Source organism: Streptomyces sp. NPDC059142 (assembly GCF_042755665.1).
In the GTDB taxonomy this organism is placed as follows: Bacteria; Actinomycetota; Actinomycetes; order Streptomycetales; family Streptomycetaceae; genus Streptomyces.
The window spans coordinates 1-16671 of sequence record NZ_JBHZDA010000075.1; the positions used below are offsets into that span (position 1 = coordinate 1).

Below are 16671 nucleotides of genomic sequence, written 5' to 3' on the forward strand. Positions count from 1 at the left end.
CCGGCACGGTCTGCCGGACAGGACCCCGCCCGGCCCGCTGAGGAGCGCGCGATGAGTGCCAGTGCCAGTGCCCCTACGAGTACCGGTGGCAGTGCCATGGAGATGACGACGACCCCGACGACGGCCGGCGAGCCGCCCACGCGGCACGACCCGCCCACCGGTTCCTCCGGGTCCGGGGCGAGACCCGGCGGGAAGGGGGGCCGGGGCGGCGGAGGCTCGATACCCTGGCTGCTGCTCGCGCCCTGCCTGGCCGTCCTCGCGCTGGTGCTCGGCTACCCGCTGACGCGGCTGGTCACCCTCTCCTTCCAGAAGTTCGGCCAGCCCCAGCTCTGGGGGTTCCAGGACCCGGAGTCCGCGGGGTTCGGCAACTTCGCCACGGTCCTCGGCGACGGGGAGTTCTGGGCGGTCGTCCTCCGTACGATCGTCTTCGCGGCCGGGGCCGTCATCCTCACCATGGTGATCGGCATGCTCATCGCCCTGCTCCAGCAGCGGGTCTCCGGCTGGGTGAAGACCCTGATCAACATCGCCCTGGTGGCGAGCTGGGGCATGCCGATACTGGTCGCCGTCACCGTCTTCAAGTGGATGTTCGACACCGACTACGGCGTCCTCAACTGGGTGCTGTCCCGGATCCCCGGCGTCGACCTCATCGGCCACAACTGGTTCGCGAGCGGCCCGCAGGGCCTCGCCGTGATCATGCTGCTGGTGGTCTGGGGCGCCGTACCGTTCGTCGCCATCACCCTCACCGCCGGACTCACCCAGGTGCCCGCGGAGCTGGAGGAGGCCGCGCGGCTCGACGGGGCGGGCGCCTGGGGCGTCTTCCGCCATGTCACCGTACCGATCCTCAAGCCCATCATCGTGATGCTCGCGACGCTCTCGGTGATCTGGGACATGGGTGTCTTCCCGCAGGTGTTCGTCATGCGCAACGGCCACCCCGAGGCGGAGTTCCAGCTCCTCACCACCTACTCGTACGACAAGGCGTTCGTCGTCAACGACTACTCCCAGGGCTCGGCGATCGCGCTGCTCACGGTCCTGCTCCTGCTGGGTGTGATCGCGGTCTACATGCGTCAGATGCTCAAGATCGGAGAGGTGGAGTGAGCGTTTCTACCCCGGCCACCGCGGCCCCGGCCACCAGGACGACGGCGGGAGCCCGTAAGGGAAACCCCCTGCGGACGGCCCCCGGCAAGGGCAGGGGCAAGGCCGGCTGGAACGTGCTCGGCGTGCTCGTCTTCGTCGTCCTCGGCTTCCCCGTCTACTGGATGCTGAACACGGCCTTCAAACCGGCCGGCGACGCCATCGACCCCGACCCGCACTTCTTCCCCCGTACCTTCACCCTGGACAACTTCCGCCGGGCGCTGGACATCGCCGACTTCTGGGGGCCGGTCGGGCGCTCGCTGCTCGTCTCGTCCGTCGTGGTCGTCATCGGTGTCGCGGTCGGGCTGCTCGCCGCGCTCGCCATCTCCCGGTTCGCGTTCCGGGGACGCAAGGTCGTGATCGTCGGGATCCTCGCCGTGCAGATGGTGCCGCTGGTCGCGATGATCATCCCGGTCTTCCTGCTGCTGAACGACCTCGGTCAGTACGACAGGCTCTCCGGCCTGGTCATCACGTACCTCACCTTCATCCTCCCCTTCACCGTGTGGACCCTGCGGGGCTTCATCGTCAACATCCCGAAGGAGCTGGAGGAGGCGGCGATGGTCGACGGGTGCAGCCGCACCGGCGCCTTCATCCGCGTGGTCTTCCCGCTGCTCGCGCCCGGCATGGTCGCCACCTCGGTGTACGGCTTCATCCAGGCGTGGAACGAGTACCTGTACGCGCTCATGCTGATGAGCCAGCAGAACCAGACCGCGACCGTCTGGCTCTCCAATTTCTCCACCAAACACGGAACAGAGTTCGCCCCGATGATGGCGGGCTCCACGATGATGGCCGTGCCCATCGTGATTCTGTTCCTGCTCGTCCAGCGCAAGATGGCGGCGGGTCTGACCGCCGGCGCAGTGAAGGGTTAGAAGGCCGATGACGACACTCGTATCCAGCACCGACACCCTCACCCGCGACGCCCTCGCCGTCCTCCAGCCGGGATTCGTCGGCACCACGCCCCCCGACTGGCTGCTGCGGGCGATCGGCGACGGACTCGTCTCGGTCGGCCTGTTCGGCCGCAACATCGAGTCCCCCGAACAGCTGGCGGCGCTCACCCGGCGGCTGCGGGAGGAGCGGGACGACGTCCTCGTCGCCATCGACGAGGAGGGCGGCGACGTCACCCGCCTCGAAGTACGGCAGGGCTCCTCCTTCCCCGGCAACCACGCGCTCGGCGTCGTGGACGACCCCGCCCTCACCCACGACGTCGCCCGCGAACTGGGCCTGCGGCTCGCCGCGTGCGGGGTCGACCTCAACTGGGCGCCCTCCGCCGACGTCAACGCCAACCCCGACAATCCGGTCATCGGGGTACGGTCCTTCGGCGCCGACCCCGAACTGGTGGCCCGGCACACCGTCGCGTACGTCGAAGGGCTCCAGTCCGCCGGGGTCGCCGCCTGCGTCAAGCACTTCCCGGGCCACGGCGACACCGCCGTCGACTCCCACCACGCGCTGCCCCGCATCGACGCGGACCTCACCACCCTCCACGCCCGCGACCTGCTGCCCTTCCGCGCGGCCGTCGCGGCGGGTTCCCAATCGGTCATGAGCGCGCATATCCTGCTCCCCGCGCTCGACCCGGAGCACCCGGCGACCCTGAGCCCGCGGATCCTGACCGGACTGCTGCGCGAGGAGCTGGGCTTCCAGGGCCCGATCATCACCGACGGCATAGAGATGCGGGCCATCGCCGAGGTGTACGGGATCGAGCGCGGCTCCGTCCTCGCCGTCGCGGCGGGCGCCGACGCGATCTGCGTCGGCGGCGGACTGGCGGACGAGGGCACCGTACTGCGGCTGCGGGACGCCCTGGTGGCCGCCGTACGGACCGGCGAACTCCCCGAGGAGCGCCTGGCCGACGCGGCCGCGCGGGTACGCGGCCTCGCCGACTGGACCCGCCGGGCGAGGGGCGCTTCGGCGCCGGGCGCGGCCACACAGGAGGGGACCGCGCCCGGCACCGCGATCGGCCTGCTGGCCGCGCGCAGGGCACTGCGCGTCACGGGCACGGCCGCCCCGCTCACCCGGGCGCCGTACGTCGCGGTCCTCACCCCGGTGGCGAACATCGCGGTCGGCGAGGAGACCCCCTGGGGCCTGGCGGCGGAACTCTCCCGCCTCCTCCCGGGCACGGAGTCGGCCACGTACGGGGACACGCCGGCCCCGGACGCCCCGGCGCCCCGCATCCTCGCGGCGGCGGGCGACCGCACCCCGATCGCGGTGGTCCGCGACACCCACCGCCACCCCTGGATGGCGGCCACCCTGGACGCCCTCCTCACGGCCCGCCCGGACACGCTGGTGGTCGAGATGGGCCTCAACGAGGCCCCGCCGAGGGGAGCCCTCCACATCGCCACCCACGGCGCGGCCCGCGTCTGCGCCCAGGCGGCGGCGGAGGTCATCGGGGCTGGGTGAGGCGGCGGGGTGCCCGGTGGGGTGCTGCTGCCTCGGATCCTGGACCCCACCTGCGTTGTGGTGACCTGTGGGGGCGAAGCTGTCAGATGCCCTGCCAGTCCGGCTTGGAGGCGAACGTCGCGCGGAAGTAGTCGGCCAGTTTCAGCCGTGAGGCCGCCGCCTCGTCCACGACCACCGTCGCGTGCGGGTGGAGCTGGAGCGCCGACGCGGGGACGAGGGCGGCGACCGGGCCCTCGACCGCCTGGGCGACCGCGTCCGCCTTGCCCTCGCCCGTGGCGAGGAGGATCAGGTGGCGGGCTTCCAGGATGGTGCCGATGCCCTGGGTGATCACGTGGTGGGGGACCTCGTCCGGGCTGTCGAAGAAGCGCGCGTTGTCCTCGCGGGTCCGGCGGGTCAGGGTCTTGATCCGGGTGCGGGAGGCCAGTGACGAGCAGGGCTCGTTGAAGCCGATGTGGCCGTCCGTGCCGATGCCGAGGAGCTGGAGGTCCACGCCGCCCGCCTCGGTGAGCGCGCGGTCGTACGCCTCGCATGCGGCCTGTACGTCCTCGGCGCCGCCGTCGGGGCCGAGGAAGGCGCCGGGGTCGACGCCGAGGGGTTCGACGACCTCGCGCAGGACGACGGAGCGGTACGACTCCCGGTGGCCCCGCGGCAGGCCCACGTACTCGTCGAGCTGGGCTATGCGGGCGGCCGAGGCGTCCACGGAGCCCGCCCTGACCTGGGCCGCCAGGGCCTGGTAGATGGGCAGGGGGGTGGAGCCCGTGGCCACGCCGAGCAGGGCGTCGGGCTTGCGGCGCAGCAGTGCGGCGATGCTGTCGGCGATGAGCGCGCCGCCCGCGGCGGCGTCCTGGACGATGACCACTTCCACGCTGGGCCCTGCCGTTCTGATGGGTGAGTCTCTTGTGGTATAGACCAATTCTAGCAGAGGGGGCCTGATCGATTCTTCGATCCGAGGAAGGAGGGCGACAAGGCGAGCGTCTGCCGATGAGCCCGGTGGCGGGGGTTCCACCGGGCGTGTTCGACTGGTGGGCGGGGGCGACAGCGACTTGGAGGGCACCCAGCATGTCTGCCGCGTTTCCCGCCGGGCCGAGCGAGGTCCCGGGCCGCATCATGTCCACCGAGGTGCTGGAACAGCCCGCGGTGCTGCGGCGGGTGCTCGGCGAGGGGGCGCCCCGGATCCGTGAGGTGGCGGACGCCATCGCGGCGCGCGGCCCCCGCTTCGTCCTGCTCGCGGCGCGCGGCACCTCCGACCACGCCGCGCTGTACGCGAAGTACCTGCTGGAGATCCGCCGCGGACTGCCCTGCGGGCTCTTCTCCATGTCCACCGTGACGGCGTACGGCGCCCGCCCCGATTTCGCCGGGGTGCTCTTCGTCAGCGTCAGCCAGTGGGGCGGCTCGCCGGACCTGGTGGCCGCGACCTGGGCCGCGCGGGAGGCGGGCGCGGTCACGCTCGCGGTGACGAACAACCCGGACTCGGCGCTCGCTGCCGTGGCCGAGTTCCATATCGACGTCCTGGCCGGCGCGGAACGGGCGCTGCCCGCCACCAAGTCGTACACCGCCTCGCTGCTCGCGCTCTACCTCTTCGCCGAGGGGCTCGGCGGCGTCGACGGCTCCGGGGCGGCGTCCGCCGTGCCGGATCTCGCGGACCAGGTCCTCGCCCGGGGCGAGGAGGTGCGGGCGCTCGCCACCCGCTACCGGTTCGCCGCGGGGATGGCCGTGATCTCGCGCGGGTACGGGTATCCCACGGCCAGGGAGGCGGCGCTGAAGCTGATGGAGACCAGCTATCTCCCCGCGCTCGCCTACTCCGGCGCCGATCTGCTGCACGGCCCGCTCGCGGTGTTCGACAACCGGTCGCCGGTGATCGCCGTCGTCCCCGAGGGCAAGGGCGGCGAAGCCCTCCGCCCGGTCCTGGACCGGCTGCGCGCCCGGGGCGCCGACCTCTGTGTGGTGGGGCCGGCGGCGGAGACCGGCCGGGCCCCGGCGGGCTTCGTCCTGCCGGTGGAGGGGGTGGGGGAGGAGCTTCAGCCGGTCCTGGAGATCCTGCCGCTCCATCTTCTGGCCTACGAGATCGCACGCGCCCGGGGGTACGACCCGGACGCTCCCCGGACGATGGCCAAGACCCCCGAGTCGAGCTGAGGGGCGGACGGGACCGGCCCGGGAGACACCCGCGGGCCGCGGCGCCGCGACGGGACCCTCAACCCGTACGGCACCGCAGCCCGGAGTTGCTACGGCCGACGGGTGTGCGGTCCCGGCGGCCGTGGGGAGAGGTTCCGCCGCAGTCAGGGCAGAGAGCGCCGGCACCTCGTTCCACCCTCCTGTGCGGGGAGGGCGGAAGCCTGTTGCACCCATTGTGGACTAGACCATTCAGAGGTGTCCATGCCCGCGGTGCGTACACCGAGCCTAATTCGCCCCCTACCCTCCGGTACAGACCACGGGCTCCACCGATCCCGTCCACGGGTACGCTCGCACGTGTGCCCTCCATGAACGAACTCGTACGCCAGCACACAGCCCTCGGTGAATCCGACCTGGAGTGGCTGCATCTGCTGGTCTCGGAGTGGCAGCTGCTCTCCGACCTCTCCTTCGCGGACCTCGTCCTCTGGGTCCCCACCCGGGACGGCACCCGCTATGTCTCCGTGGCCCAGATGCGGCCCAACACCGGGCCCACCTCCTACCAGGACGACATGGTCGGCCATCTCGTGCCGCGCGGGCGCCGGCCGCTGCTGGACGCCGCGCTGGACGAGGGGCGGATCGTCCGGGAGGGCGACCCCGAGTGGCGTGAGGAGGTGCCCGTACGGGTCGAGTCCATCCCCGTACGGCGGGAGGGCCGCGTTCTCGGGGTCATCGCCCGCAACACCAATCTGCTCACCGTCCGCACCCCGAGCCGGCTGGAGCTGAGCTATCTCCAGTCCGCCTCCGACCTGGCCCAGATGATCGCCGCCGGGTCCTTCCCCTTCCCCGGCCACCAGGTCGACATGGACGCCTCGCCCCGCGTCGGGGACGGGCTGATCCGCCTCGACGCCGACGGGATCGTCCAGTACGCCAGCCCCAACGCGCTCTCCGCGTATCACCGGCTGGGACTCGCGTCCGACCTGGTGGGACAGCATCTCGGCCGCGCCACCGACCAACTCGCCCCCGCCCGCGGCCCGGTGGACGAGGCCATGGTCAAACTGGCCAGCGGCTACGCGCCCCGGGAGACCGAGGTCGAGGGGAACGGCGGGGTCATCCAGCTCCGCACCATCCCGCTCAAGCCGAAGGGCACCCGGATCGGCTCCCTGGTGCTGCTGCGCGACGTGACGGAACTCCGCCGCCGCGAGCGCGAGTTGATCACGAAGGACGCCACCATCCGGGAGATCCACCACCGGGTGAAGAACAACCTCCAGACGGTCGCCGCGCTGCTGCGCCTCCAGGCCCGGCGGATGGACTCGGTGCGGGGCAGGGAAGCGCTCAACGAGGCGGTGCGGCGCGTCGGTTCCATCGCGATCGTCCATGAGACGCTGTCTCAGAACCTGGACGAGCGGGTCGAGTTCGACGAGATCGCCGACCGGGTCCTGGCGATGGTGGCGGAGATCTCGCCCGGCAAGATCCTCTGCCGGCGTACGGGACGGTTCGGCATCCTGGACGCCGAGGTGGCCACCCCGCTCTCCATGGTCCTCACCGAAATCCTCCAGAACGCGCTGGAGCACGCCTTCGCGCCGGGCGAGGAGGGCCGGGTGGACGTCTCCGCGGTCCGCAGCGGTGACTCGCCGGCCAAGAAGCAGCGCCGTACGGGCACCTCGGGCACGTCGGACACCCGGCTGATGATCACCGTCCAGGACGACGGGCGCGGGCTGCCCGAGGGGTTCGATCCGCAGCGCGCCGGGAACCTCGGGCTCCAGATCGTACGGACCCTCGTGGAGGGCGAGTTGGGCGGCACGTTCGACATGGTGCCCGCGCCGGTGCGCGGAACCCGCGTACTGCTGGACATCCCGGTGGAGCCGCAGAAGTAGCCGCGTCGGTCAGGCGCGGGGGCGGGTGCGGGGGCGGGCGGAGAAGCCGGTGACAGCATCGAGCCCCGGACCGTTCTACGGTCCGGGGCTCGGTTCGAAGCTCACTGTGCGATGCGCATCGGGGGGTACTGCGCGCTGCGGTTCGGGGGCGGGGCTATGCGTACACGCTGTACGCTCCGCCGGCTGAGGCTGTTACAAGGGTGGTTCAGGCGGTCGCGTTGCGCGCCCGGTTACGAGCGGCGCGACGCTTCATCGCGCGGCGCTCGTCCTCGCTGAGTCCACCCCAGACGCCGGAGTCCTGGCCGGACTCGAGCGCCCACTGCAGGCACTGCTCCATGACGGGGCAGCGACGGCAGACGGCCTTGGCTTCCTCGATCTGCAGCAGCGCAGGACCGGTGTTGCCGATGGGGAAGAACAGCTCGGGGTCTTCCTCGCGGCAAACGGCGTTGTGACGCCAGTCCATGGCTGCTACCTCTCTTGGTATTACGTGCAGGTTGCTTGTGAATGTGAACGCTTTCACGAATCCCTCGACAAGGGAAGGGTCGACCGCCAGCGGAACTGACGGGGTCCTTGCATCGAGGAGGGGTTCTGGCTCTCAGGGAGGCCGGTGTTGCGGGCCGTCCCGAGCGCCATGTAGAGATTCGCAAACCTCGGCTGCGGATACAACCCCTTCTGGAAAGTTTTTTTTGATTCCTCGGTGTCGACTAGGTCACAGCCGTACTTCCATGGGGTGGATGCCAGCCTAAACGTTCGAGTGAAAGGAGTTTTAGCCCTTCCACTCACACAATCACACGCAGTGCACGGCGAACGCCTGTGAACGTCACGCTCGTACGCACTCCGAGATGGTCGCCGTCCATCTGGAAAGGCAGGGGCGCCTTGGAATGCAAGGTGAAGTCGGTCAGGTCGTGCAGGGACACCGCATGGCGTCCGTGGGGGCCCTTGTCCGGGGTCGAAGTGAGCAGTTGCGTCCCATATACGGCCGCCGCCGAGGTCGACATCCTGCTCAGTCCGAGGACGTCGAGCGCCGAGTCGAAGGACGCCGTGGGGGACGAGTACAGCGGGCGATTCCCCAGGTAAGTGTAGGGAGCGGTGTTGCAGATTATCGACAGGACGAGATCCTCGACCGGATCCTCACCGGGCCGTTCCAAAGTGATCATTCCATGGCGGCGGTGCGGCTCGTCCAGGAACTGGCGTATCACCTGGCGCACATAGAGCGCGTGCGTCGAACGCTTTCCGCGTTCCCGGTGCTGTTCGACCCGGCCGACGACGCCCGCGTCGAATCCGAACCCCGCGTTGAAGGTGAACCACCGTGCCGGTACCGCCTCGTCCTCCGAACCCGGCGTTCCGGCCGCCAGTCCCAGACCGACCGTGCGTTCGCTCTTCTCCTCCAGCGCCTGGAGGATCGCGCCGGTCGCCTCCACCGCGTCGTTCGGCAGCCCGAGCGCGCGGGCGAAGACATTGGTCGAGCCGCCGGGAACCACCGCGAGCCGGGGCAGCCGCTCGGGGTCGGGGCCGTCGTGCAGCAGACCGTTCACGACCTCGTTGACGGTGCCGTCCCCGCCCAGGGCCACGACCAGCTCTATGTCGTCGGAGTCGGCGGCCCGCCGGCCCAGGTCACGGGCGTGGCCGCGGTACTCGGTCGTCACCGCCTCCAGCTTCATCTCGCTGGCCAGCGCGTGGATCAGTACGTCACGGGTGCGGGCACTGGTGGTGGTTGCTGCCGGGTTGACCACGAGGAGTGCGCGCATGCCCAGCAGATTACCGGCCGGGCCGTGACGGGTCGTCCTCGGGCATCGCGGGGGCGGGGCTCCGGGGCCCGGTCCGCGGGCCGATACCCTGCAAGGGTGAGCACAGCGACGCAGCCCGACCCCGAGCCGATCCCGCGCCCCACCCGGCTGACCGCCGCGGCGGCGGTCAGCGGTCTGGAGGCCCTGGCGCTGATCGCCGGCGGGGTGTATCTGCTGGTCATGGGGTTGCTCGGGCGTCCCGACTCCCCGCAGCAGGCCGAGATGGGCGGAGTGACCCTGATCGCGCTCGGGATCATCCCGCTGCTCGCCGCGCGCGGGCTGCTGCTGCGCCGTAGCTGGAGCCGGGGACCCGCGCTGATCACCCAGATCCTCGCGCTGCCGGTCGCCTACACCCTGCTCACCTCGGACGGCGCCGGGATCCCGGCCGGGATCGTGCTGGCGGCCGTGGCGGTGACGGGGCTGGTCCTGCTCGTCAACCCGACGACCACCGAGGCGCTGGGGATCAGAGGCCCGGACGGCGACGCCTAGGCAGTGTCCGTGTCCGTGTCCGCAGAGGCGCGGTGGGTGCGTGGAGGTGCGATGGGCGCGCGTGAAGGCGCGCAAGGCGCGCAAGGCGCGCAAGGCGCACACGGCGCATTCGGGTCGTGAGGGGCGCGGGGGGCGTGAGGGTGGTGAAACGCCTGAAGCGTCGTGAAGGGGTGTGAATCCGTCCAGGTCCCGCGTCCGTACGGCTGCGGGACCTGTCCGTGACCGGGCCGGATCGCCTCCGTAACCCTGTGTCACCCTTCCTCTGCGCCGCTCCTGCTCCGGCGCCGCTCCGCTCCTCGGCCTACTCCTCGACGAGGAGCCGTTCGCGCAACTGCGCCAGCGTGCGCGCCAGCAGGCGCGAGACATGCATCTGCGAGATGCCGACCTCCTGCGCGATCTGCGACTGCGTCATGTTGCCGAAGAACCGGAGCAGCAGGATCCGCTTCTCCCGGGGCGGGAGATCCTCCAACAGCGGCTTGAGCGACTCCCGGTACTCGACGCCCTCCAGCGCCTCGTCCTCGGCGCCCAGCGTGTCCGCCACCGCCGGGGACTCGTCGTCCGTGTCCGGCACGTCCAGCGAGAGCGTGGAGTACGCGTTGGCGGACTCCAGGCCCTCCAGGACCTCCTCCTCCGAGATGCCGAGCCGCTCCGCCAGCTCGTGCACCGTCGGCGATCTGCCGTGCTGCTGCGACAGCTCCGCCGTCGCGGTCGTCAGGGCCAGCCGCAGCTCCTGGAGGCGGCGCGGCACCCGTACCGCCCAGCCCTTGTCCCGGAAGTGCCGCTTGATCTCCCCGACGACCGTCGGTGTCGCGTACGTCGAGAACTCGACCCCGCGCTCCGGGTCGAAGCGGTCCACCGACTTGATCAGCCCGATGGTCGCGACCTGCGTGAGGTCGTCCAGCGGCTCGCCGCGGTTGCGGAACCGCCGCGCGAGATGCTCGACCAGGGGCAGATGCATCCGGACGAGCTGATTGCGCAGGGCCGCCTTCTGAGGCGAGCCGTCGGGCAGGTCGCGCAGCTCGATGAACATCGCCCGCGCGCCGCTGCGGTCATGTGGGTCGTGGTGCTGCCGCTCGCCGCGGGACGCGTCGCGCGGCTCGCTCTGACGCTCGCGCCGCTGCTCACCCCGCGGCGCGCTCTCCTGCTCGCTGTGCTGCTCGCTCATAAAGGCCGCCCGCTCTGCCTGCGCCCGCTCTGTCCGCGTCTGTTCCGCCGCGGCCGTCTGGCCCTCAAGCCCGTCCTCCGGATGGGGGCGGGCCTGCTGCTCGGGGATGCCCGCGGGGGCGAGCACCGGCTCCGCCGGAGCCTCGTGCCCTCCCCGCGGCTCTGGTGGGATGCGCCCCTCGTCACGCACCGGACCGTCCCCGTTCCTCACGCCGGCCCGGGTCCCGCGCCGCGCTGTTTGTAGAGGCTGATGGTGACCGTACGGTCCTCGGCGACCGTCGACTCGACCTTGCCGGCCAGTGCGGAGAGCACGGTCCACGCGAACGTGTCGCGCTCGGGCGCCCGTCCGTCGGTGGTGGGGGCCGAGACGGTCACTTCGAGCGAGTCCTCGACAAGACGGAAGACACAACTGAGAACGGAGCCCGGTACGGCCTGCTGGAGCAGGATCGCGCAGGCTTCGTCCACCGCGATGCGGAGGTCCTCGATCTCGTCGAGGGTGAAGTCCAAGCGCGCCGCGAGGCCGGCCGTGGCCGTACGCAGCACGGACAGGTAGGCACCCGCAGCGGGCAGCCGGACTTCCACGAAGTCCTGGGTCCCGGGCTCGCCTGCGATCTGGGACACCCTCACCTCCAAGGTGGCACAAGCTCTTCAGGGCTCCGGACAGGACATGTCGCGGAGCCTTGCTGGTACGTGTCATTACGTAGCCGGTCTGGGTGGCGACGCTATCGCGATCCATAGTGCCGTGTCGCCGGGACCCCCATCCGATACCGTCACTCATGGTAAGCATATGACCACGGAACGTGGCTAGGGGTCTGCGGCATCCAATTCAGAACAACCGGCGGAGGGTTGACGTACCCAGTCGTCAGACGATCGAACCGTCCACGAAGCACCAGCGCCAGCTCTCGCCCGGCTCGAAACTTCGCATCACGGCGTGGCCCGTCTGCTCGAAGTGGAGTGTCGCGTGCCGGTACGGCGACGAATCACAGCACCCCACGTTCCCGCACTCCAGACAGAGCCGCAGTTGTACGGGGTGGCTGCCGACGGCCAGACACTCGGCGCAGGTGTCACCCCTCGGCACGGGCTCGGGGTGGGGAAGTTCCGCGATGTGGTCGCACTGGCTCATGATGGCGAGATTACGACGTCCGCGCCCACACGGACGAACGCACGCACACAGCGCGCACGCGGACGTACGCAGACACACGGGCCTGCTCCCCGGGGGCGTACACACGCGGACGCACACAAGGACGTACACACACGGACGTACGCACAGGCCGTACGCACACGAGGGGAAGACGGATCCGGATGGATGTACTGCCGCTGATCGCGCTGGTGGCGGCCAGCGCGGCGATCGCCGGGGCGGCCCGCAGGACGCCGGTCGCCGCGCCCCTGCTGCTGGTCGCGGCCGGACTGGGCGCCGCGTACGTACCCGGTGTGCCGGACTACACACTGGATCCGCACATCGTGCTCCCGCTGATCCTGCCGCCCCTGCTCTACACCGCCGCGGTCGACAGCTCGTACCTCGACCTGCGGGCCAACATCCGGCCGGTGGCGCTGCTCTCGGTCGGCTACGTGCTCTTCGCGACCCTCGCGGTGGGCTGGCTCACCTACCTCCTCGTCCCCGACCTGCCGCTCACCACCGCGCTGGTGCTGGGCGCCGTCGTCGCACCGCCCGACGCGGTGGCGGCCACCGCCATCGCCCGCAAACTGGGGCTGCCGAGCCGGATCACCACCATCCTTCAGGGTGAGTCGCTGCTCAACGACGCGACCGCCATCACCGCCTTCAAGGTGGCACTGGCCGCCGCCGTCGGCGCCGGCGCGAGCTGGGCGGGCGGGGTGGAGGAGTTCGCGCTCGCCGCGGTCGGCGGTGTCGGTGTCGGGCTCGTCCTGATGGTCCCACTGCACTGGCTGCGCACCCATCTCACCGAGGCGCTGCTCCAGAACACACTCTCGCTGCTCATCCCCTTCGTCGCCTACGCGGCGGCCGAGCAGGTCGGCGCGTCCGGTGTGCTGGCCGTCGTGGTGGTGGCGCTCTACCTCGGCCACCGTTCCTGGCAGGTGGACTTCGCGACGCGGCTCCAGGAGGCCGCGGTGTGGAAGATGGTCGCGTTCGTCCTGGAGTCGGCCGTCTTCGCGCTCATCGGGCTCCAGTTGCCCTTCGTCCTCAAGGGGCTCGGGGAGTACGGGGTCGCCGAGGCGGCCCTCTACGCCCTGTGGGTCTTCGTGGCCGTGGTCCTCGTCCGGTTCGTCTGGGTCTATCCGGCGACCTTCCTGCCGCGCGCGCTCTTCCCGCGCATCAGGGAGCGCGAGCCCGACACGACGTGGACCGCGCCGCTGATCGTCGGCTGGGCGGGGATGCGCGGTGTGGTGTCGCTGGCCATCGCCTTCTCCATCCCGCTGACCGTCCACGACGGCACACCGTTCCCGGGGCGCAACCTCGTGCTGTTCCTGACGTTCACGACGGTCATCGGCACGCTCGTGGTGCAGGGGCTCACGCTGCCGCCGCTCATCCGGCTGCTGAAGGTGCAGGGCCGCGACCGGCAGACCGAGACGCTCGCCGAGGCGCAGGCGCAGAGCGAGGCGTCGGCGGCGGCGGAACGGCGGCTGGACGAGCTGCTGGCCGACGAACGCAACGCGCTGCCGCCACCGCTCGCCGACCGGCTCCGTACGGTGCTGGAGCGCCGCCGCAACGCCGTGTGGGAGCGGCTGGGCGCCGTCAACGAGATCACCGGGGAATCGGCGGACGACACCTACCGCCGGCTCTCCACGGAGATGATCGAGGCGGAGCGCACCGTCTTCGTCGAGCTGCGCGACCGGCGGCGGATCGACGACGAGATGCTGCGGACGCTGCTGCGCCGGCTCGACCTGGAGGAGGCGGCGACGTACCGGGAGGACGGCTCGGACTGAGCGGGCTCGCCAGGAGGCGGGACAGGGGCTACGGCGCGGCGGAGGGCTCGGGGGCGCCGGTGACGACGGCGGCGACCGCCGTGCCGGGCGGGAAGGCGCCCTCGGCCGCCAGCGTGGTGAGTCCGTACAGCGTTTTGGCGACATAGAGACGTTCCACGGCGAACCCGTGCCGGTCCTCGAAGTCCCGGGCGAAGGACTCCAGCTCGGGAGGGACACGGGCGAAGCCGCCGAAGTGGAAGCGGTCGTCGAGGTGCCAGTCGCCGGCCGGTCCTGTGAACGCGGTGTGCTGGAGCGCTCGTATCTCCCCGTCCAGGAAGCCGCCTTTGAGCACCGGGAAGCCGAGCGCCGTCTGCCCTGCCCCCAGCCCGGCGGCGAGCCCCGCGAGCGTGCCGCCGGTGCCGCACGCCACCGCGACGGTGGCGGCCACGCCGCGCAGCTCCCTGCCCAGCTCGGCGCAGCCGTGCGCGGCGAGCGCGTTGCTGCCGCCCTCCGGTACGACGTACACATCGCCGGGGTCCAGCCCCGCGCGGGACGACAGCGCGGCGGCGGCGGCGGGCTCCGCCTTGCGGCGGTACTCGGCGCGGCTGACGAAGAGCAGCCGCATCCCGTCGGCGGCGCAGCGGGCCAGCGACGCGTTGAGGGGCCGGTCGGCCAGCTCCTCGCCGCGTACGACACCGACGGTGGCGAAGCCGAGGAGCCGCCCGGCGGCGGCGGTCGCGCGCAGGTGGTTGGAGTACGCGCCGCCGAAGGTCAGCAGCGTGCGCCGCCCGGAGGCCGCGGCGGCCCGCAGATTGGGCGCCAGTTTGCGCCACTTGTTGCCCGGCAGCTCGGGGTGGATCAGGTCGTCGCGCTTGAGGAGCAGCCGGACGCCGCGCCGCGCGAAGCGCTCGTCCTCGGCGGGGTGGAGCGGCGAGGGGAGGCGCGGACGCAGGGCCGCGAGACCGGGGGCGTGGGCGGGGCCGGCGGATTCGGGCGGGCCGGGGGGTACGCGGGGTCCGGCCGGACCGGGGGCTCCGGGGGATACGGGGGGTCCAGCCGGACCGGGGGCTCCGGGGGATACGTGCGGGGTCACGGTCCCATTGTCGGCCGCGGGGCGTTCCCGGTCGTGCCGGGCGGCCCGGGGTGCGCCGTCCGGGTGCGCCGTGCGGGTGCGCCGTCGGGATGAACTTCCGCGTGTTGTGCCCCGTATCGCGCTGTTCAGTCCCACTCGTTTGTGTAATGGCGCCTGCACGCCACGTGATGGAACCATTCTTCTCGCAGGTCGTACATGATCGAAAGTGTGAGAGGGAGACTCCATGTCGGTTTCGGTTGGTGACGAGGTCCGCGCGGCGCAGCCGCCGCCCCAGCAGAGTCTTGGGACGGATGCCGCCCGGAACCTGGCGACCACCACCAAGTCGGCGCCGCAGATGCAGGAGATCACCTCGCGGTGGCTGCTGCGGATGCTGCCGTGGGTCCAGGTGCAGGGCGGCACCTACCGGGTGAACCGTCGGCTCAGCTACGCGGTCGGCGACGGACGGGTGACGTTCGTGCAGACGGGCGACCGCGTCGCGGTCATCCCGGCCGAGCTGGGCGAGCTGCCCGCGCTGCGCGACTACGGCAACGAGGAGGTGCTGGCCGAGCTGGCGCGCCGCTGCGAGCAGCGGCAGTTCGAGGCCGGACAGGTGCTGGCCGCCTCCGGCGACGCGGCGGACGAGGTCTTCCTGCTGGCGCACGGCCGGGTGGAGAAGACGGGCACGGGCCCCTACGGGGACGAGACGGTGCTCGAAGTCCTCGCCGACGGGGCGTACTTCGGTGAGCAGGCGCTGGTGGACGGGGAGGCCACCTGGGCCTGCACCGCGCGCGCCGCGACGGCGTGCACGGTGCTGGTGCTGACCAGGCGGGAGGTGCGGAACCTGGCGGAGCGGGAGAACTCCCTGCGCCTGCACCTGGAGGCGGTGCGCTCCGTACCGGAGCAGCGGACCAACAAGTACGGCGAGGCCGCCATCGAGCTGTCCGCCGGCCATGTCGGGGAAGCCGTCGTCCCGCACACGTTCGTGGACTACGAGGGGGCGCCGCGCGAGTACGAGCTGAGCGTCGCGCAGACCGTGCTGAAGGTGCACAGCCGGGTCGCGGACCTCTACAACCAGCCGATGAACCAGACCGAGCAGCAGTTGCGGCTCACGGTCGAGGCGCTCAGGGAGCGCCAGGAGCACGAGCTGATCAACAACCGCGAGTTCGGCCTGCTCCACAACTGCGACTACGGCCAGCGGCTCCAGCCGCACGACGGCGGTCCCAGCCCGGACGACATGGACGAGCTGCTGTCGCGCCGCCGTGGGTCGAAGCTCTTCCTGGCGCACCCGCGCGCCATCGCCGCCTTCGGCCGCGAGTGCAACAAGCGGGGGCTCTACCCGGACACCGTGGAGGTCGCGGGCACCCATGTGCCCGCCTGGCGCGGGGTGCCGATCTTCCCGTGCAACAAGATCCCCGTCTCGGACGCCAGGACGACGTCGATCATCTGTATGCGTACGGGCGAGACCGAGCAGGGGGTCGTCGGCCTTCAGCAGAGCGGGATCCCGGACGAGATCGAGCCGAGCATGTCGGTCCGCTTCATGGGCATCGACGAGCAGGCGATCATCTCGTACCTGGTCACGGCGTACTACTCGGCGGCCGTCCTCGTGCCGGACGCCCTCGGTGTGCTGGAGAACGTGGAAGTGGGCCGCTGGCGGTGAGCGGAGACCACCTGGCGCGCGCCGTGCGGGGCGCGGCGTGAGGTACGGGCCCCGGGGGGGCGCCCCCCGTCCACCCCCCCGCCCCCCCGGGCCGCGGCCGTCAGCGCGCCGAGG

The 16671-nt window shown here is 71.4% G+C and carries 15 protein-coding genes; 8 read left to right on the plus strand and 7 right to left on the minus strand.

The genetic code is table 11. From position 1 onward, the window contains the following. The first annotated feature begins 102 nt into the window (after positions 1 to 102). From ACFXPK_RS23870 to ACFXPK_RS23880, 3 genes are all read left to right on the plus strand, one after another. The gene (locus ACFXPK_RS23870; protein WP_385078412.1) at positions 103 to 1095 is read left to right on the plus strand and encodes a carbohydrate ABC transporter permease; all 993 of its coding nucleotides are present in this window, start codon (positions 103 to 105) and stop codon (positions 1093 to 1095) included. 68 nt (positions 1096 to 1163) lie between these two features. Next, a complete protein-coding gene (locus tag ACFXPK_RS23875) occupies positions 1164 to 2000 on the plus strand; it encodes a carbohydrate ABC transporter permease (RefSeq protein ID WP_384996100.1) in 837 nt (278 codons plus the stop codon). A gap of 7 nt (positions 2001 to 2007) precedes the next feature. Beyond that, on the plus strand, positions 2008 to 3522 hold the full coding sequence (locus ACFXPK_RS23880) for a glycoside hydrolase family 3 protein (protein ID WP_385078415.1): 1515 nt from the start codon (positions 2008 to 2010) through the stop codon (positions 3520 to 3522). 82 nt (positions 3523 to 3604) lie between these two features. Here ACFXPK_RS23880 and nagB read toward each other — a convergent pair whose 3' ends face one another. Continuing rightward, positions 3605 to 4387 carry a glucosamine-6-phosphate deaminase gene (gene nagB / locus ACFXPK_RS23885; protein WP_385078418.1) on the minus strand — a complete coding sequence of 261 codons (783 nt, stop codon included), beginning with the start codon at positions 4385 to 4387 and terminating at the stop codon, positions 3605 to 3607. A 194-nt stretch (positions 4388 to 4581) separates the two neighbouring features. Here nagB and ACFXPK_RS23890 point away from each other — a divergent pair, with 194 nt between their 5' ends. Together ACFXPK_RS23890 and ACFXPK_RS23895 are read left to right on the plus strand one after the other, a co-directional pair. Continuing rightward, entirely contained in the window at positions 4582 to 5655 is a 1074-nt protein-coding gene (locus ACFXPK_RS23890; protein WP_384999548.1) for an SIS domain-containing protein, read from the plus strand. Between the two features lie 344 nt (positions 5656 to 5999). Further along, entirely contained in the window at positions 6000 to 7505 is a 1506-nt protein-coding gene (locus ACFXPK_RS23895; RefSeq protein WP_384999595.1) for a histidine kinase N-terminal domain-containing protein, read from the plus strand. A gap of 205 nt (positions 7506 to 7710) precedes the next feature. Here ACFXPK_RS23895 and ACFXPK_RS23900 read toward each other — a convergent pair whose 3' ends face one another. Both ACFXPK_RS23900 and ACFXPK_RS23905 read right to left on the minus strand, forming a co-directional pair. Further along, a complete protein-coding gene (locus ACFXPK_RS23900; RefSeq protein ID WP_004937597.1) occupies positions 7711 to 7968 on the minus strand; it encodes a WhiB family transcriptional regulator in 258 nt (85 codons plus the stop codon). Positions 7969 to 8284: 316 nt separating this feature from the next. Continuing rightward, entirely contained in the window at positions 8285 to 9253 is a 969-nt protein-coding gene (locus ACFXPK_RS23905; protein WP_384999551.1) for a diacylglycerol/lipid kinase family protein, read from the minus strand. A 96-nt stretch (positions 9254 to 9349) separates the two neighbouring features. On the opposite strand from ACFXPK_RS23905, the gene ACFXPK_RS23910 reads away from it, so the two are divergent. After that, entirely contained in the window at positions 9350 to 9781 is a 432-nt protein-coding gene (locus ACFXPK_RS23910) for a hypothetical protein (protein ID WP_384999554.1), read from the plus strand. Between the two features lie 301 nt (positions 9782 to 10082). Here the strand turns inward: ACFXPK_RS23910 and ACFXPK_RS23915 are convergent, their stop codons facing one another. The 3 genes from ACFXPK_RS23915 to ACFXPK_RS23925 all read right to left on the minus strand — a co-directional run bounded on the left by ACFXPK_RS23915 (position 10083) and on the right by ACFXPK_RS23925 (position 12068). Continuing rightward, positions 10083 to 11264: a SigB/SigF/SigG family RNA polymerase sigma factor gene (locus ACFXPK_RS23915; protein WP_384999557.1), complete on the minus strand. Its 1182-nt coding sequence runs from the start codon at positions 11262 to 11264 to the stop codon at positions 10083 to 10085. Further along, positions 11153 to 11566, minus strand: coding sequence for an anti-sigma regulatory factor (locus ACFXPK_RS23920; RefSeq protein ID WP_329829332.1), 414 nt, complete (start codon positions 11564 to 11566; stop codon positions 11153 to 11155). The genes ACFXPK_RS23915 and ACFXPK_RS23920 overlap by 112 nt, the downstream gene beginning before the upstream one ends. A 241-nt stretch (positions 11567 to 11807) precedes the next feature. Next, on the minus strand, positions 11808 to 12068 hold the full coding sequence (locus ACFXPK_RS23925) for a UBP-type zinc finger domain-containing protein (RefSeq protein WP_384999560.1): 261 nt from the start codon (positions 12066 to 12068) through the stop codon (positions 11808 to 11810). Positions 12069 to 12247: 179 nt separating this feature from the next. Here ACFXPK_RS23925 and ACFXPK_RS23930 point away from each other — a divergent pair, with 179 nt between their 5' ends. Further along, positions 12248 to 13849, plus strand: a complete 1602-nt coding sequence (locus tag ACFXPK_RS23930) for a Na+/H+ antiporter (RefSeq protein WP_384999563.1) — start codon at positions 12248 to 12250, stop codon at positions 13847 to 13849. Between the two features lie 28 nt (positions 13850 to 13877). Here the strand turns inward: ACFXPK_RS23930 and ACFXPK_RS23935 are convergent, their stop codons facing one another. Then, complete coding sequence (locus ACFXPK_RS23935; protein WP_385078459.1) at positions 13878 to 14780, minus strand: 1-aminocyclopropane-1-carboxylate deaminase/D-cysteine desulfhydrase; 903 nt, start codon at positions 14778 to 14780, stop codon at positions 13878 to 13880. Positions 14781 to 15144: 364 nt separating this feature from the next. Between ACFXPK_RS23935 and ACFXPK_RS23940 the strand changes: the two genes are divergently transcribed. Continuing rightward, positions 15145 to 16557 carry a family 2B encapsulin nanocompartment shell protein gene (locus tag ACFXPK_RS23940; RefSeq protein ID WP_385078423.1) on the plus strand — a complete coding sequence of 471 codons (1413 nt, stop codon included), beginning with the start codon at positions 15145 to 15147 and terminating at the stop codon, positions 16555 to 16557. Positions 16558 to 16671: the final 114 nt, after the last annotated feature.